Below are 17,308 nucleotides of genomic sequence, written 5' to 3' on the forward strand. Positions count from 1 at the left end.
ACACAACCCCAAACATTCAATAGGGCTGCAATTATAGCATAGGGCTTGGTTCTTTGTCCGATCAATTGCTTAAGCTTGCTGCCTGCTGCACGTTACTAATTACTCAATCAACTTGCCCAGCTGGCGAAAATGTGCCTTGACTGCTTCGGCGATGATGGGATCGGGGTTGAGAAATGGATATGCTTGCGCAGTTTGAAGCACTGATCCATAGCGAAAACTATAGAAGATGTGATCTTGTCGGAAACTGGAATACAAAGCCGTTTCTTCAGGAGCGATAAAACGTGCTGTATCTTCCGAAAGCAGTGATCCAATCATAATGCGTTGCTGTTGAAATACCACGATGGCCTTACTGCCTTCATGCATAAAAAAAGGAGTTTCTCGCAATCTATCATGCCAAGGATTCGTAATTTTGAAGGTTTGTTCTGGCCAATCATAGGCAATAATCGCTGATTCAGGAATGACATAGGCAGCACGTTCTAAATCAATTGTTGCTAATAGGATGTTTGGATCTGTAATGTGCGGTTTATCATCTATTTCATGATTTATATCTTCATTCGTAAAGATATAAATTGTAAATTGACTATTATTCATGACAGTTTCCTCATTAGTACAAGAGATTAAAAATAGTATTATGATTAGTAAATGTATATATTTTTTCATTATAAACCTCTAATTACAATAACCTGAATCTTCACATCGTTTCATATACTCTATCATCGTTACTTCAGCAGAAATATCCAATTCCTCTTTCGTATGGGTATAATTTACTAGAAATTCATTTGGATGAGGATTTGCTGAATATTCATTAGACTTAAAACCTTTTCTTGGGCTATACCAATTATAAGGTACTAGGTTTAATATCGCATCGTTATCATTCATTTTGGCATGCCATGTTTCTAATGAAATAGGTTGACTAAAAAGAGATGGATCGATAACCATTCGTGTAATTGAACCATCATTATTTCTAACCTTAACTGTTGGTGCGACATGCCATCCCCAGTCCACAATCCCATCATATGAGCTTACATCATCATACTTTTGAGCAGAATAACGATACTCAGTAGGTACAGTAAGATGGGTATCAGGCGCTGTTCCAGTGGCTTGGATATAAGCTTTATCCAATGATTCAAGCGGTATACCATACCGTTTATAAATTCGAGTAGTCATAATGTGTGCCCTCGCATAACAACCATCATCAGCATATTTAAAGGGAATATCTGACTCATTGGCCATATCATTAAAAATAACTGCCGCTTCGGCCTCGCTGACTGACCCATCAGGATAGGGATTAACCTTAGAGCCATAATTCGCGTGCCATTCAGCAAATACTTGTTGCGCCCACTCGATCAGTTGCTGGAAGAATGGCAGTTTCAAGGGTGGTTCTGACAGAGTTGATGGCTCGCCATTTTCTTGGCTCAACAGTAGCTTGTTGCCACCCAAGCCGATTGTTCTAAAATCGTCGCGAAAGAGCGCGGCGGCTTCGGCTTCAGCAGCGGCCATGGTCTGCCGAATGGCCTTGGTAGTTTCAGTACTGCTTTGCAGAACCTGTAACAAACGCTGAAAGGCGGGATTAACGACATGCTCAAACTCTTGAAAACATGCGTTGGCAGCTGTGCCTTGCCATTGGCCGGCTTGTAACAAGGCCATCGTTTGACAGAGCGTTGCTTGAATAATTTGGCTTTGATCGTGGAGGTTTTGAAAGCGTTGGATGATTGTGTCTACCACTTCGTACTTGATCTGCACAAATGGAGCAGGCATTGCCTGAATCCTCGCAACGAGGAGGGCGCGTTGGGCTAGAATGTTGGAGACGATGGAAGCAGAACCCTCAATTCAACTCAGTGCGGCGGATTATAGCAAACTAGCGGTATGTTGGTATATAGCTCGATTGGTATTAAACGGCTCACCAATAGGCCTAGCTGCGATTAATCGATATGAAATAGGCTGATCATCCATAGCAGCTAATACCAGCTTTTATTTTTAAACGGCAATTAAGCCCTTCACCAGAGCTGTGAGTAGGGGGTGGCGTGAGAGAACATCTCGATGCTTAGTAGCCTTCTGGTTGGCGATAGGTCTCTAAATTGGCGAATTTGGTTGTTGAGCGAAAAAAGCGCAAGGGTACAATCCCAGTTGGGCCGTTGCGGTGCTTGGCAAGGTGAATTTCGGCGATCCCTTTCTTATCCGTTTCGGGATCATACAATTCTTCGCGATAAATGAACATCACAATATCCGCATCTTGCTCAATACTGTTATGCACAATAATGTTATTCGCGACAAAATTATGCAGCGTATCCACCGTTAAATCGTATACTGGCTCAACTCCATCAGGCTCGATGCTGAGAATGGTTTCCCATTCAATTGTTGCTTGGAGATTGTTGCTGCCAAGTTCTAGGGCAAGTTCTTGCGGGATGGCAATTTGGCTGGCATGATTTAATTCATCAAGGCGCTTCCAGCCATCAATGGTTAAGAATTTATGGTTAGCTGTGGCGCGAATGCTGCGGCCTAGTTTTGTGTGCAGTTTGAAAACAGGCTTTGTGCCCGTCGTAAAGGCATTGGTAACAGGCCGTGATTCGAGTTTCCAAGTTGCTTGATTGAGCGCTAGAACATTAAACCCTTGTTGACCAACCAATTGATCGATTCGAACATAATGACCTTGATCTGGCAAATAGATTTGGGTATCGCCTGTTAGACAGCCCGATTCTCTCAAGTCGGAGAGCATGGGGACGTGGGTTGTGCGGCTTTCGACGGCCCGCGAAAGCTGCGAAAGCGCAATGACTGGCACGTTGATTTCACGCGCCAAGGCTTTTAAACCACGGCTAATTTCGCTAATTTCCTGCACACGGTTGCCATCGCGCTTGCCGCCGCCCTGCATCAACTGCAAATAATCAATGATAATCAGATCGATGCCTGCTTCTGCTTGCAAGCGCCGACATTTGGAGCGCACATCCATAATGCTGGCTCCAGGCGAATCGTCGATATAAATTGACATGGTGGAGAGCTTACCAAGCGCCTCGGTGAGCAACTGCAAATCACTATCGCGAATTTGGCCGGTGCGCAGCTTTTGCATATCGACGCCAGTTTCGGTGGCCAAAATCCGCTGCATCAACTGGTCGCGGCTCATTTCGAGGCTAAAGATTGCCACGCAGGCTTCCGATTCTTTGGCAGCGTTGTAGGCAATATTCAAGGCCAAACTGGTTTTGCCGGTTGCAGGCCGCGCCGCCAAAATCAACAAGTCGGAGCGTTGCAAGCCACCAGTTAATTTATCAAAATCGTTAAAGCCAGTTTTGAGGCCAACGACTTCGCCGCCGCGTTCTTGCATCTGGCTAATTTGGTCGAAGAAACTATCGACGACTGCGCCGATATGAATAAAGCCATCGGTGGTGCGGCGCTGTGAAACGGCGAATAACTCCGATTCTGCCTGATCGAGCGCTGCTTCAAGCTCTTGGGTTTCGTCGTAACCGAGGGCTGCAATCTTACCGCCAGCGATGATCAAACGCCGCAAGAGCGCGGTACGTTCGACGATGCGGGCATAGTATTCGACGTGCACCGAGGTGGGCACGCTATTCGAAAGCTCAAGCAAATAGGGCACGCCGCCGACAGCTTCTAATTCATCCTTGCGGCGCAATTCATCGGTGACATTGACCAAATCGGGGGGCACACGGCGATTGTAGCAGGCCACTTGGGCATTAAAAATCAAACCATGTTTTTCAAGATAAAAATAGTCGCTAGCGAGCCATGGAGCAACCGGAATAATTGCATCACGATCAAGCAAAATCGAACCAAGCGTGGCACGTTCGGCATTAATATCGGCAGGTAACGACTTATCCATAGCGACCTCGATGTGGAAAATGTTGGGATAACGGGTGGATTCACAGGTGAAAAGCTGTGGATACCAGCGGCTAAAGCACTGATGCCGCGCTCATTGGCGCGGCATCAGCGGTTGGACAAAACGAATGAACTAGGCTTCGGTGCTCGCAACTTCGGCAGCTTCGGCTGCGGGCTGAACACTACCTTCACCATTTTCACCTTCGACCACGACATTGATGTGTGGCTCAAGCCCAGCGAGCAAACGCACGCCGATTGAATACACACCAGTGCGCTTGATTGGCTCGTCGAGTTGAATTTTGCGGCGATCAACTTCTTGACCGATGGCTGCTTGCAGTTTTTCAGCAATGTCTGAGCTAGTTACTGAACCGTACAAGCGATCTTGTTCGCCAACTTTGGTAACGAACTTCAAGGTTACGCCATTGATGCTGTCAGCCAAACCGCGTAATTCTTCGCGTTGTTTCGCTTCAAGTTTGCGTTGTTTGGCCAAGCGTTCTTCAGCTTGCTTGATCAAACCAGGTGTTGCAAACACAGCCAGCTTCTTGGGCAATAAATAGTTGCGACCGTAGCCACCAGATACTTCTTTGATGTCGCCCGCAGTACCAAGGTGTTCGACATCTTGAATCAACAGAACCTTCACGGAATAGCTCCTTTAGTTTAGCGGTGCTGGTGCCCGCCACATCTGCGGGCTTGTATTTACAACCCTCATCATGTGAGGGAGCATACCATGAGAATAGCCCCAAATTTGGGGCTGCGCGTTATCTTACCATAGATCATATTTTCTCGTCAAAGTCTTTTAGAAGGGCTGAAGTCAAAAATCAGAAGTCAAAATGTTAGTACCAACGGTGCAAATCAAAGCTAAGAAATTAAAATGTAATCTATGAACGCTTAATCATCTTCGCGTTTTAACTTAGGCGCTATAGTTTTGCCCGTTGCGTTTAAGAGTTTTTTGACTTTTGCCCTTTGCTTTCTGATTTTCTTGCTATTCCCTAGCCCAAACGTCTATGGTAAAATTAACCGACTTCCACGTTTTCGCCCATCGCCAAAGGATTTTAGGAGTGCAGCTATGGCACACGATCCATCTTCACCCGTTGATTTAGCTGCTCGGGTTGCTCAGCTTGAACAAGAAAATCGGATTTTGCAGGCTATGCTCGATACTGTGCCTGATGCGATTGTGTATAAAAACGCTGATCTGACGATTGAGTATGCCAATCGAGCCTTTCGCGAATGGTTTGGCCTGCCGCTTGAGCAGTTTCGGGTTACCGAAGATCGATCAAGTGATGATGTTTATGCCTCGGAATATCAAAGCCACGACCGCCAAGTGCTGCGCAGTGGTCTTGGCAGCGAGTTTGAAGAACGCTCGAATGCTCCCGATGGCTCGTTGATCACCACCCGCAGCATCAAGCAACCAGTTCGTGCTGCCAATCAGGTGATCGGCTTGGTAGCCGTTTTGCGCGATGTAACGAGTGCTGCCCAAGCCTCACGCTCGCTCTCCGAAACCCAAGCTCGGCTTTCGCGAATTATTTCGAATGTGCCAGGGATGGTCTTTCAGTTTGTGCTGCATCCTGATGGCTCTAGCGAATTTCCCTACGTGAGCGAAGGTATTCGTCAAGCCTTTGGCATCGAGCCAGAACGCCTCACCTCAGAGCGCGATGCGCTCTACAACTGGGTTCATCCCGAAGATCAGCCAGAATTTATCCGCTCGTTTGTTGAATCGGGCCAATTGCTCGAAGCTTGGCAATGGGAAGGCCGGGTGGTTCACGATGGCCTGGTGCGTTGGGTGCGTGGGGCTTCGCGGCCAACCCGCACCGAGGCTGGCGATATTCTGTGGGATGGCGTGTTGATGGATATTACGGCGCAACGCGAAAACGAAGCTGCCCTGCGGCGTTTGCAAAATCGCTTGCAACAGTTTCTTGATGCAACGCCAGTTGGCTTGTATGTGATCGATCCTGTCGGCAAGCCTTACTATGCCAATGCCAAAGCTCAAGAGTTGCTTGGCCAAAATGTCATGCTTCCAGTCAGCGAACAAACTGAAACCTATCGCACCTATAAAGTTGGCAGCGAAACGATCTATCCCCGCGAGGAATTGCCAACCCAACGTGCGCTCAGGGGCGAAATGGTGCACCTTGATGATTTGGAATTTCGCTATACTGGCAAGCCAGCCATTTCGATTGAAGTTTTTGCCCGCCCAATCTACGACACCAACAACGAAATTGAATATGCGATTGCGACCTTTTTCGATATTACCGAGCGCCGTAAGATTGCCCAAGAGCTTTTAGATTGGCAACAACGCTTCGATTTAATCATGTCGACGGTTGAGTTGGTGATGTACGATTACGATGTGCTCAACAATCGCATCGAATGGAGCGATTCGGTTACTAAGATTTTGGGTTATCCCAAGGCTGAATTTAGCGTGAGCGTCGATGCGTGGGCTGCTGGCATTCACCCAGAAGATGCTCCCGAAGCTTTGCGCTTGCTCGAAGTTGCCCAAAACGCCTGTAGCAGCTATGCGGTTGAATATCGCTTTTTGCACCATGCTGGCCATTACATTTGGCTCTTGGATCGCGGCTTCTTTATTCCAAACAAAGAAGGTGTAGCGGTGCGCATGTTGGGTTTGGTGCAAGATATGACCGAGCGTAAACAGGCAGAAGTGATGCGCGACCAAATGCAGGGCCAAATTATCGAAGCCCAAGCAGCTGCCTTGCGCGAGCTTTCAACCCCGTTAATTCCAATCAACGAGCGCACAGTGATTATGCCGCTGATTGGCTCAATCGATTCGGCGCGGGCCAGCCAGATCGTCGAATCGCTGCTGCAAGGCGTGAGCCAAATGAACGCTGGCGTGGTTATTTTGGATCTAACTGGCGTGCCAGTTGTCGATACCCAAGTGGCCGGAGCGTTGCTGCAAGCAGCGCGGGCGGTGCGCTTGCTCGGGGCCGAAGTCGTGCTGACCGGAATTCGCCCAGAAATTGCTCAAACCTTGGTTAGTTTGGGCATCAACCTGAACGATGTTGTGACCTTGAGCAATTTGCAAAGCGGGATTGAACGTGCGTTGAATCGCCGTTTAGCCTAAGCGAGGTGGCTTATCAACGCCGAAACTGAAGCCTGGGCAACGGAATTAGGCGCAGCGATTGCCCACACCATCCATGCGCATACCTTTCAAGCGCGCACGCCCCAAAACCAAGTACGCTTGTGGGATGGGCGCACGCCCTATGCCATGCACCCAATTTGGTGCGCTATGACGATTTTGGCCGAGCCATTGCTGCCCGAAACGACGCGTCGGGTTGGCTCGATTGTGCTGCTTTGGCACGATTTGCTTGAGGATACTAGCGCCGATTTGCTGGAAAACACGCCGCAACAGGTGCGCCAATTGGTGCAAGAAATGACCTTCGATAGCTTTGACCATGAAATGCGCGAGCTTTGGCAACGCAGCGATTTGACCAAATTATTTAAACTGTACGATAAAACCTCGCAATTTTTTGATGCAATCTGGCTACGCGATGCTCGCTATGCCCAATTACTCAACCATACTCAGCAGTTAATCAGATTTGTGCAACAAAGCTATGGCGAATTAAATATTGTGAAAATCGCTCAGGCGTTGGCTGTACCACGAACTACGCGCTAGGCTTGCTGAACTGTCGCCAACCCCATACTAAATGCACTGTAATGAGGATTATCGGAACCCGTGATAAATACAATTGAGCGAAATCTGCGCCAAACATAAACCAAAACAGCTTATCATTACCCACAATGATTAACAATAAATAGGTTACGCTATATAAGCGATGGCGTAATGATGTTGGCCTAATCATACTCAGCACAATCACGTTAATGAAAAACAACAGATTGCCCAGTACAATCATTATTGCATAGATTAAACTAATTCGTTGATGGCTTAAACTCCAGAAAATACCTTCGTGATGACGTGACCAAAAGAACAGATTCGTGATAAATCCATTGATTAGGGCAAAAATGCCAATTTGTAGCAGCAACTTCTTGACTGAAATTGCTTTTTGATTGAATGTTGGTACTTGATACATACAACCTCCTCATGTTCTACTTTTGCACTTGATTAAAGCATAAATTCTAGTTTAACATTGTACCAAATCAGTAACAAGTAGAAAGTGTGGCTATGCAGCAATATTTGCATGCAATAATTGACTATTTGGCGAATGAATCGTTAATTGCCCCAACTCAATGGAAAAGCTGGCAATTAACCCCAATTGCTGGTGGAGCAAATAATCGGGTCTATCGTGCTCAATCGGCAAGCAGCGATTATGCAATTAAATGGACAATTCGCGATGAGCGTCGGCGGGCGTGGCGTGAATATCAAGCGCTCCAGGCCTTGGCCCATGCTGATCGGGAGCTGGGACCGCAGGGGGTTTGGCTCGACGAAGCCAATTTTGCTCAGCCAGTCATTGTGCAAACGTGGCTCGATTATCCTGCATTATCGCAAGTGCCACAGGCTGCTGCCCAATGGCAAGGCTTGGTTGAACATTATTGGGCTGTGCGCCAAATCAGCCAAGCTACCAGCAAGCTCGAATTGCCGCTGGCAACGTTAAATATGCACAGCGTTGCTGTTGGCAAGCAGTTGATTGCCGAGCACTGCGCGAAATTGCCTGCTGCCCAATTGCCCGCTGAGCTTGAAGCCTTATTGGTTTGGCTTGAAACATGGACTGCACCGGAGTTTTCAACCGTGCCAATGAGCTTGTGTCGGGTCGATAGCAACTGGCGCAATTTCCTGCAAACGCCAACTGGGTTTGTTTCAGTCGATTGGGAAAATGCTGGCTGGGGCGATCCTGCTTTTGAAATTGTCGATCTCATGACGCATCCAGCCTATGCAACGGTTGCGCCGGAACAGTGGCAAGCGTTTGTGCAGGCCTATTGTCGCTTTGGCGATGATCCGAGCGCTGCTCAGCGGATTGAGGTTTATCATACCTTGATGCTGATTTGGTGGGTTGTACGTTGGCAGCGCTATCTGTATGAAGTGCCACGTGGCCTTGATGCACGGCTGGTCGAGCGCCAGCCAGCGTGGCTGACCACAGCCCAAGCCAAGTATCAACGCTATTTAGATTTAGCTCAACAGGCCATCAATCAATGGAGGTAGCTGATGAAAAGCAACACCACGACGGTTGAAGCATATCTGGCTGAACTTACCCCCGAACAGCGCAGCGTGATCGAGCCAGTGCGCCAAACGATTCTCCAGCATTTGCCAGCGGGCTTTGTAGAAAGCTTCGCTTGGGGCATGTTGAGTTATGAAGTGCCACTCGCCCGTTTTCCTGATACCTACAATCAGCAGCCTTTGAGCTATGTGGCTTTGGCGGCCCAGAAAAAGCACTACAGTTTGTATTTGATGTGCGTTGCCTACGATGAGCCAGCTGTCGCTTGGCTGCAAGCGCAATTTCGCCAAGCAGGCAAAAAATTCGATATGGGCAAATCATGTTTGCGCTTCCGCAAGCTCGACGATCTGCCGCTCGCTGTAGTTGCCGAGGTTATTCAACGCTATTCGGTCGATGAGTATATTGGCTATTATCAGGCGATGCGTAGAGAAGGATGAAGGATGAGGGATGAAAATCAGAAGGCAAAAATCAAAAGTCAAAAAGAACAGAGAACAGAAAGCATAAAACATAAGAATTAGGGATCGGGGTTTGGGAGCTGGGGATCGGATACACGAAGAGTTATTTTTAACGCAGAGGCGCAGAGAACAGATGGCTTGTGGCTGTAGGCTATAGGCTATGGGAAAATAATCCGTGGAATCTGTACCAATTTGTGTCTAAAATAATTCTTCGTGCGCTTCGTGTCTTCGTGCGCTTCGTGGATCGAATTTAGCGCAGAGAACCGATGGCTTGTGGCTGATGGCTATGGGCAAGCGGAACGTTTTGTGGTAAGTCAAGAATTCCCGAACGCCAAAAGCCAATAGCCCTTCGTGCTCTTCGTGTCCTTCGCGGTTTCGAACCTTCGTGCTCTTCGTGCGCTTCGTGGATCAGATTCGCTCGCTCAATTGGCCACCCAGCCAGCCTGCCAGCACAATTAACCCAATGCCAACCAGATGGCGGCGTTTTTGGGCCTCGGCAGGCAGTGGCTTGCCCAACACCAAACGCCAATAAACTGCCACCAAACTCAGGCTAACCACAGCATGGCTATTAATCCAGGTCAATTGCTGGCGAATTTGGTCGAAGGCCAAGGCTACGGCTAAAATTCCAGTTATTGCTGCCAGCAAACTGCTCCACCAGCCTATTTTCAAACACCAACGGGCGGTAATTGCTAGCTCATGATGCGGGCGGCGTTCGTTCCATAAGGTCAAAATTGAGCTAACCAGCAAGAGTGCAATTGGAAAATGGACTGCTTGAGGATGCAAACTCATGCTTAGTTCTCCATATTATTGGCCAATTTGGTGCGATTATTCAGCAAAAAGCCGATTGTTTCGCCCAAAACTTGCGATTCAAATGGTTTTGGCAGCACCGCATCGAACACATGGCGGCGGGTATCAAGATCAGGCGCATTCCAGACGGTTAGCAACATTGCCACCAACAATGGGTCGCGGGTTTTAAGCAGTTCAGTCAAATCCCAGGCATTGATGTCGGTCAAGCCGCTATCTGCAATCAAGGCATCAAAATCGCGGGCATAGGCTAAATCTAAGGCCAGCGTGCCGCTATCGGCGCAAACCACCGTATGGCCCAAACTTTCGAGCAAGCCTGCCAATGCCGATTGGACGCGCGTATCGCTTTCGACCACCAGAATTGTGCCGCGTTGCAAGGCTTGCGCACCACCAACGTGCATTGGGTCGTTCGAGGTTTCAGGGCGTGGAATTGGAAAGACCAGCGAGATGCTGCTGCCAACGCCTACCTCGCTTTGCACCGCAACCCGTCCACCATGATGTTGCACCACGATTGCGTGGGTCATCGAAAGCCCAAGCCCCGTACCATGCTCGCCTTTGGTGCTGAAAAACGGCTCCCACATGCGCACTTGGGTTTCTTCATTCATGCCAATGCCAGTATCGCTGATTTCCATAATCACGTCATCAGCAACTTGCTCGGTACGAATCGTCAAAATGCCGCCTTTGGGCATGGCATCGGTGGCGTTCAGCACCACGTTGGTGAGCACTTCGCGCAAGGCAAACGGCGAACCATAGATCAATGGAATTTGGCCTTTTTCAATTCTGGTTTGAATCATGGTGCTGGCTGGGCGGCTGCGCCAACGTGGCCGAATCAGCTTAATCACATCATTGATAATCGTATTCAAATCGACCATTTCGTGATCTTCTGGCTGCTGGGCGCGGGTAAATTGCTGAATTCGCTCGACCATATGCCGACCATCACGAGCGGCTTGCTCAATCACAACTAAGCCTTCGCGTTGCTCTTCTGGCGCTTCAATGAGTAATAATTGGGTGTGGCCCAAAATTCCAGCAATCAAATTGTTGAAATCATGGGCAATGCCACTCGACAATTCGCCCAAAGCTCGCAAACGCTCGGTTTGCAGCAACACATCTTGGGCCTCTTGTTTGGCGCGGTAGGCTTGCTCCAACTCCTGATACAGTTGGGCATTGGAGATTGCCAAGGCCATGTGGCGCGCCAGAATTTGCAACAAATGTTGGTGAGCTGGCGGAAAAGCATCAGGATCGAAGCTAGAAAGCACCAGCACGCCGAGCCAGCGATCATCGCGGCGCAAGGGCACGAGCAAGGCCACCGCCAAGCCAATTTGGCGTAGCTCAGCAGCGCGGCTAATTGGCGAGCTGTTCATAATCATGCGGTAGGGCGGTGCGTCGATTGGCCCAAAATCCTGCCAAATTTCAGGCGAAAGCACTAAAGTTTTATCAAGCAGGTCAACTTCGGCGCGGCCAGTTTTCATCAGCACGCTAAAGAAACGAGTTTGCTCGGTTGCCAAGGCCACACACGCCCAATCGTAGGGCACGACCCGCTCGATTTGCTGGGCGATGCGATGGCAGACGACTTCGAGATTGAGGGTGGCGTTGAGCGTGGCGGTGATATTTGAAACGGCGCTAAGTTGCTCGGTTTGTTGTTGCAGCGTGGTAATTAGGTCGCGTTGTTCGAGCGCAATCGCCGCTTGCGAACAAATTGCTTCTGCAAAGTTGATATTGCTGCGACCAAAATGGCGCTCAGGCCGTTGATCAAACAAGGCCATCAAGCCCAAAGTACCGTTGCGCCCGACCAAGGGCACTAACAGCGCAGCAACGAGACCAGTTTCAAGCCAAAAAGTGCTGGTTGTGGTGGCTGCATCGCGATCATTATGATGATAGGTGCTAGCGGTGGTTTGGGCCATATGCTGCAAACCGGGGAAATAGGTTAGCAGCGCATGTGAAATAACCTCAATCGAGCAATTTTTGGGCATTTGCCAGGCAAGCGGCTTGAGCGTTTGGCTGTGGGCATCATAATGAAACATAATGCCAACGTTGGTTTGCAGCGCTTCGCAGACCGTTTGCACCAATTGATCAAGCAAATCTTCTTGTTGGGCTTGATTGAAAATCCGATTGACATGGCTCAACATAGCGAGGCGCTGTTTTTCGGCGCGCTGAATATCAATTAATAAACCGCCGATCATGCTGATCAGGTAATACACGCCTAGCTCAAAGACGATGCTGGCAAAGGCGACCCGATCGTTGCCCAGCGTGCCAACCCTGCGCATACGGCTAGTTTCGTCGAGGAAAAATGAGAGTGCGATTAACATACTGCCAGTGGCCGAGAGCAACGCGCCATCGAAGCCATGGCGGGCGGTGAAGGCCACAATTGGCAAGAGGAACAAAACATTTAAAAATTGCACCGGAATATAGGCAACCCGATCAATGCCCCAGCCGATGAGGCCGACAATTGCCAGCATAAAGATTAATTGTAAGACATCGCTGCGGGTAATGGTTGTGCGATGGATACTACGTTGCAACGCTGCAGGCGTGCCAAACAGACCGCGCGTCGAAAGCCACGGCGTGCCTAAGCGCAACATTGGCAGCGTGATGATCAACGAACCCAAACTATTGGTCAGCCAAATTAAGGCAGTTGTGACCAATACTGCATGTTCTTCGATCCAACCGACTTGCCAACCAACGGCGCTCATACAAAAGGCGCTAATCGCTGTGTTAAACAGCACCCCGCTGGCCAAAAAACCATTCAGGGCCGATTCGCGCGACATATCGTAAGGATACCGATACAGGCGAAAAATGAGGGCTGGTAAGCCGCCTTGAGCCACCCACCCACCAACCAACAGGGCTAGCCACCCAACCTGATTAATGCCAGCAAACCATGCGATGAGCGCCATGCTGATGGCACTGCCAACAGCCCATGGAAGCTGCCACCACATAATGCCTGCTTGCACAACCCCTAAGGCCAAAATCCAAGGCATCGGAAGCTGGGCGAGCCAACCCAATCCAAACAAGAGCGCGGTTATGGTCGCACTGCAAAAACTCAGCAAGAGCGGCCTGGTCATGGTGAGCCTCGTCTCAGGAAGATGCTCCCTCATTCTATAGCGATGAGCATGCTAGCGTCAAGCGCAAAATCGGGCTTTGGCTTGTTGCTTTCGCCTTATTTTAGCGCAGATAGAGCTATGCTTCGTCAAGCCTTTTGGCTTGGTTTTTGTTAGCATTTTGTCATGTTGGGCCATGGCCTGCGGTTGAAAAAACATAATCCATGGCCTATAATGGCGATGGAAGTGGGGCAAAGTGGGGAAATGTGGGGCAGTTGCCAGACGAACATCTGAGCGTAAAAGCCTTGACACTGGGAGCAAGCTATGTTTTTGGGCGAATATGAACATGCGGTTGACGATAAAGGTCGCTTGGCGATTCCAGCCAAATTTCGGGCTGGCTTAGCCGAAGGTCTGGTGTTGACCCGTGGTTTTGACCAAAACTTGCTGCTTTACCCAATGCCTGTGTGGCGTGAATTGGCTGCGCGCATCAATGCCCTGCCAATTACCCAACCTTCGGCGCGAAATCTACGCCGTTTGATGTTTGCTGGCGCCAGCGATTTGGGCCTCGATAAACAGGGCCGGATCGTACTACCACCCAACTTACGCCAGTATGCCACAATTACCAGCCAAGCGGTAATTAGCGGTATGGATAGTTTTATTGAAATTTGGTCGGCTGAGCGCTGGCAAACGGTGCTCGATAGTTTTGCCGACGAAGCGCCGCTTTTGGCCGAGCACGTCGCGGCCTTTGGGATCTAGTTTGTATGGTGAGTAATGCATATTCCAGTTTTGTATGATGCCACGCTGGCAGCGCTCAATTTACGCCCTGCTGGGCGCTATATCGATGGCACCCTCGGTTGGGGCGGCCATAGCAGCGGCATCCTTGCTGACAGCGGCCCTTCCGGCCAATTACTCGCCATCGATCAAGACCCAATGGCTTTGGCTGCCGCTCGCGAACGCCTTGCCAGTTATGGCGAGCGGGTAACCTTGATGCATGGCAATTATCGCCAGATGGCGAGCCTTGCAGCCCAACATGGCTGGCAGCAAGTCGATGGCATTTTGCTCGATATTGGGGTTTCCTCGCCGCAGCTCGATCTGCCTGAACGGGGCTTTTCGTTTCAGTACGACGCGCCGCTGGATATGCGCATGAATCCAACTCATGGCGAAAGCGCCGCCGATTTGATTGCGCGGCTGAATGAAACTGATTTGGCGAATGTCATTTATGAATATGGCGAGGAACGGCTTTCGCGCCGGATTGCCCGCCGAATCGTTGAGCAACGGGCCAAAAGCCCAATTACCAGCACCGCGCAATTGGCAAGTTTGGTGCGCAGCGCCGTGGGTGGTCAAGCGGGCAAGACCCATCCAGCAACGCGCACCTTTCAAGCCTTGCGGATTGCAGTCAACGATGAATTGGGGGCGTTGCGCGAAGGCTTAGCCGCCGCAACCAAACTCTTAGCGCCAGGCGGGCGTTTAGCGGTTATCACCTTTCATTCCTTAGAAGATCGGATCGTCAAGGAATGGATGCGTGATCAAGCAAGCGAATGTTTGATTCCTGCTAAGCTCGAAATTTTGGCCTGCCCGCATAGTTGTGCCGCGAAAAGCGGCCCACGGGCATGCATTTATCCAGTTGGGCGCGATTGCGATTATGTGCCAACGCTTGAGGTGTTGAGCCGTAAGCCAATCGAGGCTACACCAGAAGAACTCAAGGCCAACCCACGCGCCCGCTCAGCCAAATTGCGGGTTGCCGAACGACGCTTAACGACGGCGCTTGCGCCCGAAGCATAGATACACCTGTCGGAGGATTCTTGATGGCGGTTCAATCTCAACCAATTGGTGGCCTGAGTGCCATCCGTAATCGCAGCACCAGCCAACCAACCAGCCAACGCCGCGCCAGCGTGTTAATTGCCCTCGCGGTTGTGGTGGCCTTGATGTGTATGCTTTATTTAGCCCAAACTGGCCGGATTGCCGCGCTTGGTTTTCGGCTAGAGCAACTTGAAGTGCAGCAAACTAAATTGGTGCGCGCCAATAACCAGTTGCTGTATGAGATTGAACAATCGCAATCGCTTGAGGTGATTCGCCAACGAGCAACTGCCTTGGGCTTTGCCCCGATTGCATCCAGCCAAGCAGAATATCTGATTATTGAACTACCACACCATCGTTGGACGGTTCAGGCTCGTTAGCGCCCGTTCCCGCTCTTGCGCTTTGGAGGAACTTGCATGGCCGCGCGTACCGCTCCAACACCCCAGCATCAACCCTTGCTCTCACGCTGGCGCATCAACGCCATTTTGTTGATCTGTGTGGTATTTGCCTTGGCAAATGCCCATAAATTGTTTGAAGTTCAAGTCCAGCGCCATGATCAGCTTTCGGGTTTGGCGCAAAGTGAGTTTCGCCAAAATCGCACAATTCAGCCAGCCCGCGGGATTATTCGCGATAGCACTGGCGGGGTGTTGGCGATGAATGTTGATCGCGATGTGCTGGGCGTGGCTCCACCGTTTATTGATGATGATGGAGCCGACCCCAACGAATCTGATCGTTTGGCCTTGTTGCTTTCGCCCTTGATCGGCAAAGCTCCCAGCGAAATCAAACAATTGTTGCAAACCAAAGATCGCGAGTATGTGGTGCTGGCGCGGCGCTTAACCCCTGAAGTGAGCGAGCAAATTCGGGCGCTCAAAAATACGGCGCTTTCGCTCACGCCTGAGCCAGTGCGGGTTTATCCCAAAGGCATGTTTGCCGCCAATATCGTTGGCGTAGCCAATTACGAAAATGTGGGCATTAGCGGGGTTGAGGGCTATAACAATTCGCTGTTGGCTGGGGTTGCTGGCTCGCTCGAAGCCGAAATCGACTCTGCTGCTAACTCGATTTGGATCGATCCGCCAACCGTGCAAGAGCCACGCGATGGCGCTGATATTACCCTGACAATCGACCCAACTGCTCAGCATATTGCCGAAGAAGAGTTGCAAAATGCGTTGATCAACCATGGCGCAAGCGGTGGCTCAATCACGGTGATGGATTCCAAAACTGGCGCAATTCTGGCCATGGCGACTTCTAACAAATTTGATCCCAATCGCTATACCGAATATCAGCCAGAAATCTACAACAAAAATGGCGCGATTACCGACCAGTATGAGCCAGGCTCAACTTTCAAGCCGATTAACTTGGCAATAGGCTTGCAAGCTAAGGCCTTCACGGTCAATAGCGTGGTCGATGACCCAGGCTTTATTGCCCGCGCACCTGGCTGTTGCGCCAACTTCGATTCCAACGGCCACTCGCCGATGACTCCCGAAAATGTGATTTTGTATTCATCAAATGTTGGTGCTTTGCAATATGCCGAAATGGCTGGCGAAGATGGTTTCTATCAAGGCTTGCGCGATTTTGGCTATGGCCAGCCAACTGGCATCGAATTGGGCGGCGAAGAGGCTGGGATTGTGCAATGGCCTGATACCACCGCCGATTGGCGGCCAATTGTGCTTTCGACCAATGGCTACGGCCAAGGCATCGCGGTTACGCCGCTGCAACACTTGCGGGCTATGTCGGCGATTGCCAATGGCGGCAACTTGATGAAGCCCTACATCATTCAAGAATGGTGTGAGCGCGGCGAGTGCCACAAGGTGGAGCCAAAAGTCTTGCGTAAAGTCATTAATAACGATGTTGCCATGGACGTAGCCAAGATGATGGTGCGCGCCGCCAACAACAACTATGCCTTTCAAGAAGATATGTGGTGGAAGCAGTGTAGCGCCTATTATGATCGCCAAGGTAATGGCGGCGTGCCCTTGGTGCCTGGCTACAATATTGCTGCCAAAACCGGCACCAGCTCGATTCCTGATGGTCGTGGCGGCTACGAAAATGCCACAATTGGCTCGGTGATGGGCTTTGGCCCAATTGAAGATTCACGCTTTACGGTCTTGGTCAAGCTTGATCGCACCCAAGAAATTTGGGGCACAAAGGCGATTCCGGTGTATGCTGCGGTGTTCAAGCGCTTGCTGACCCATTATCAAGTTCCGCCCAACCCAGAGTTGGTGCACGAATGCCAAATCGAACAATAACGAAATCTACTAGCGCCATGGATTCATGGCTTTGAGAT

15 protein-coding genes are annotated in these 17,308 nt (G+C 50.0%); 8 read left to right on the forward strand and 7 right to left on the reverse strand.

What is annotated here, in order from left to right:
* Positions 1 to 99: 99 nt before the first annotated feature.
* From SE18_RS12980 to rplI, 4 genes are all read right to left on the reverse strand, one after another.
* On the reverse strand, positions 100 to 591 hold the full coding sequence (locus SE18_RS12980; RefSeq protein WP_054534896.1) for a hypothetical protein: 492 nt from the start codon (positions 589 to 591) through the stop codon (positions 100 to 102).
* 78 nt (positions 592 to 669) lie between these two features.
* Positions 670 to 1,758, reverse strand: coding sequence for a WXG100 family type VII secretion target (locus SE18_RS12985; protein ID WP_054534897.1), 1,089 nt, complete (start codon positions 1,756 to 1,758; stop codon positions 670 to 672).
* A gap of 286 nt (positions 1,759 to 2,044) precedes the next feature.
* Positions 2,045 to 3,826, reverse strand: a complete 1,782-nt coding sequence (dnaB, locus tag SE18_RS12990) for a replicative DNA helicase (RefSeq protein WP_054534898.1) — start codon at positions 3,824 to 3,826, stop codon at positions 2,045 to 2,047.
* 129 nt (positions 3,827 to 3,955) lie between these two features.
* Complete coding sequence (gene rplI / locus SE18_RS12995; protein ID WP_012191060.1) at positions 3,956 to 4,462, reverse strand: 50S ribosomal protein L9; 507 nt, start codon at positions 4,460 to 4,462, stop codon at positions 3,956 to 3,958.
* 426 nt (positions 4,463 to 4,888) lie between these two features.
* On the opposite strand from rplI, the gene SE18_RS26760 reads away from it, so the two are divergent.
* Positions 4,889 to 6,892, forward strand: a complete 2,004-nt coding sequence (locus tag SE18_RS26760; protein ID WP_083469889.1) for a PAS domain S-box protein — start codon at positions 4,889 to 4,891, stop codon at positions 6,890 to 6,892.
* A 165-nt stretch (positions 6,893 to 7,057) separates the two neighbouring features.
* Entirely contained in the window at positions 7,058 to 7,444 is a 387-nt protein-coding gene (locus SE18_RS13005; protein WP_054534899.1) for a hypothetical protein, read from the forward strand.
* On the opposite strand, the gene SE18_RS13010 is transcribed toward SE18_RS13005, so the two are convergent.
* Positions 7,434 to 7,859, reverse strand: coding sequence for a hypothetical protein (locus SE18_RS13010; RefSeq protein WP_054534900.1), 426 nt, complete (start codon positions 7,857 to 7,859; stop codon positions 7,434 to 7,436). The genes SE18_RS13005 and SE18_RS13010 overlap by 11 nt on opposite strands.
* A 92-nt stretch (positions 7,860 to 7,951) precedes the next feature.
* Here SE18_RS13010 and SE18_RS13015 point away from each other — a divergent pair, with 92 nt between their 5' ends.
* Positions 7,952 to 8,926: an aminoglycoside phosphotransferase family protein gene (locus SE18_RS13015; RefSeq protein WP_054534901.1), complete on the forward strand. Its 975-nt coding sequence runs from the start codon at positions 7,952 to 7,954 to the stop codon at positions 8,924 to 8,926.
* Between the two features lie 3 nt (positions 8,927 to 8,929).
* Positions 8,930 to 9,376 (forward strand): iron chaperone, encoded by a 447-nt coding sequence (locus tag SE18_RS13020; protein ID WP_054534902.1) that lies wholly within the window; start codon positions 8,930 to 8,932, stop codon positions 9,374 to 9,376.
* A 426-nt stretch (positions 9,377 to 9,802) separates the two neighbouring features.
* On the opposite strand, the gene SE18_RS13025 is transcribed toward SE18_RS13020, so the two are convergent.
* Both SE18_RS13025 and SE18_RS13030 read right to left on the reverse strand, forming a co-directional pair.
* Entirely contained in the window at positions 9,803 to 10,183 is a 381-nt protein-coding gene (locus SE18_RS13025; RefSeq protein WP_054534903.1) for a DUF2231 domain-containing protein, read from the reverse strand.
* Between the two features lie 2 nt (positions 10,184 to 10,185).
* The gene (locus SE18_RS13030) at positions 10,186 to 13,254 is read right to left on the reverse strand and encodes a GAF domain-containing protein (protein ID WP_054534904.1); all 3,069 of its coding nucleotides are present in this window, start codon (positions 13,252 to 13,254) and stop codon (positions 10,186 to 10,188) included.
* 300 nt (positions 13,255 to 13,554) lie between these two features.
* On the opposite strand from SE18_RS13030, the gene mraZ reads away from it, so the two are divergent.
* Genes mraZ through SE18_RS13050 form a run of 4 tightly spaced genes read left to right on the forward strand, consistent with a single transcriptional unit; the run spans position 13,555 to position 17,270 of the window.
* Entirely contained in the window at positions 13,555 to 13,986 is a 432-nt protein-coding gene (gene mraZ, locus SE18_RS13035) for a division/cell wall cluster transcriptional repressor MraZ (RefSeq protein WP_054534905.1), read from the forward strand.
* A gap of 15 nt (positions 13,987 to 14,001) precedes the next feature.
* Positions 14,002 to 15,012, forward strand: a complete 1,011-nt coding sequence (gene rsmH / locus SE18_RS13040) for a 16S rRNA (cytosine(1402)-N(4))-methyltransferase RsmH (protein WP_054534906.1) — start codon at positions 14,002 to 14,004, stop codon at positions 15,010 to 15,012.
* A gap of 23 nt (positions 15,013 to 15,035) precedes the next feature.
* A complete protein-coding gene (locus SE18_RS13045; protein ID WP_054534907.1) occupies positions 15,036 to 15,407 on the forward strand; it encodes a hypothetical protein in 372 nt (123 codons plus the stop codon).
* Between the two features lie 36 nt (positions 15,408 to 15,443).
* Entirely contained in the window at positions 15,444 to 17,270 is a 1,827-nt protein-coding gene (locus tag SE18_RS13050) for a peptidoglycan D,D-transpeptidase FtsI family protein (RefSeq protein WP_054534908.1), read from the forward strand.
* Positions 17,271 to 17,308: the final 38 nt, after the last annotated feature.

It is taken from the genome of Herpetosiphon geysericola (genome assembly GCF_001306135.1).
GTDB classification, from domain to species: Bacteria; Chloroflexota; Chloroflexia; order Chloroflexales; family Herpetosiphonaceae; genus Herpetosiphon; species Herpetosiphon geysericola.

Excerpts from the sequence above, each read along its gene's own strand:
- SE18_RS12980 (WP_054534896.1), bottom strand. The coding sequence starts at position 591 with ATGAATAATAGTCAATTTACAATTTATATCTTTACGAATGAAGATATA.
- SE18_RS12985 (WP_054534897.1), bottom strand. The coding sequence starts at position 1,758 with ATGCCTGCTCCATTTGTGCAGATCAAGTACGAAGTGGTAGACACAATC.
- dnaB (WP_054534898.1), bottom strand. The coding sequence starts at position 3,826 with ATGGATAAGTCGTTACCTGCCGATATTAATGCCGAACGTGCCACGCTT.
- SE18_RS26760 (WP_083469889.1), top strand. The coding sequence starts at position 4,889 with ATGGCACACGATCCATCTTCACCCGTTGATTTAGCTGCTCGGGTTGCT.
- SE18_RS13005 (WP_054534899.1), top strand. The coding sequence starts at position 7,058 with ATGACGATTTTGGCCGAGCCATTGCTGCCCGAAACGACGCGTCGGGTT.
- SE18_RS13010 (WP_054534900.1), bottom strand. The coding sequence starts at position 7,859 with ATGTATCAAGTACCAACATTCAATCAAAAAGCAATTTCAGTCAAGAAG.
- SE18_RS13015 (WP_054534901.1), top strand. The coding sequence starts at position 7,952 with ATGCAGCAATATTTGCATGCAATAATTGACTATTTGGCGAATGAATCG.
- SE18_RS13020 (WP_054534902.1), top strand. The coding sequence starts at position 8,930 with ATGAAAAGCAACACCACGACGGTTGAAGCATATCTGGCTGAACTTACC.
- SE18_RS13025 (WP_054534903.1), bottom strand. The coding sequence starts at position 10,183 with ATGAGTTTGCATCCTCAAGCAGTCCATTTTCCAATTGCACTCTTGCTG.
- SE18_RS13030 (WP_054534904.1), bottom strand. The coding sequence starts at position 13,254 with ATGACCAGGCCGCTCTTGCTGAGTTTTTGCAGTGCGACCATAACCGCG.
- mraZ (WP_054534905.1), top strand. The coding sequence starts at position 13,555 with ATGTTTTTGGGCGAATATGAACATGCGGTTGACGATAAAGGTCGCTTG.
- rsmH (WP_054534906.1), top strand. The coding sequence starts at position 14,002 with ATGCATATTCCAGTTTTGTATGATGCCACGCTGGCAGCGCTCAATTTA.
- SE18_RS13045 (WP_054534907.1), top strand. The coding sequence starts at position 15,036 with ATGGCGGTTCAATCTCAACCAATTGGTGGCCTGAGTGCCATCCGTAAT.
- SE18_RS13050 (WP_054534908.1), top strand. The coding sequence starts at position 15,444 with ATGGCCGCGCGTACCGCTCCAACACCCCAGCATCAACCCTTGCTCTCA.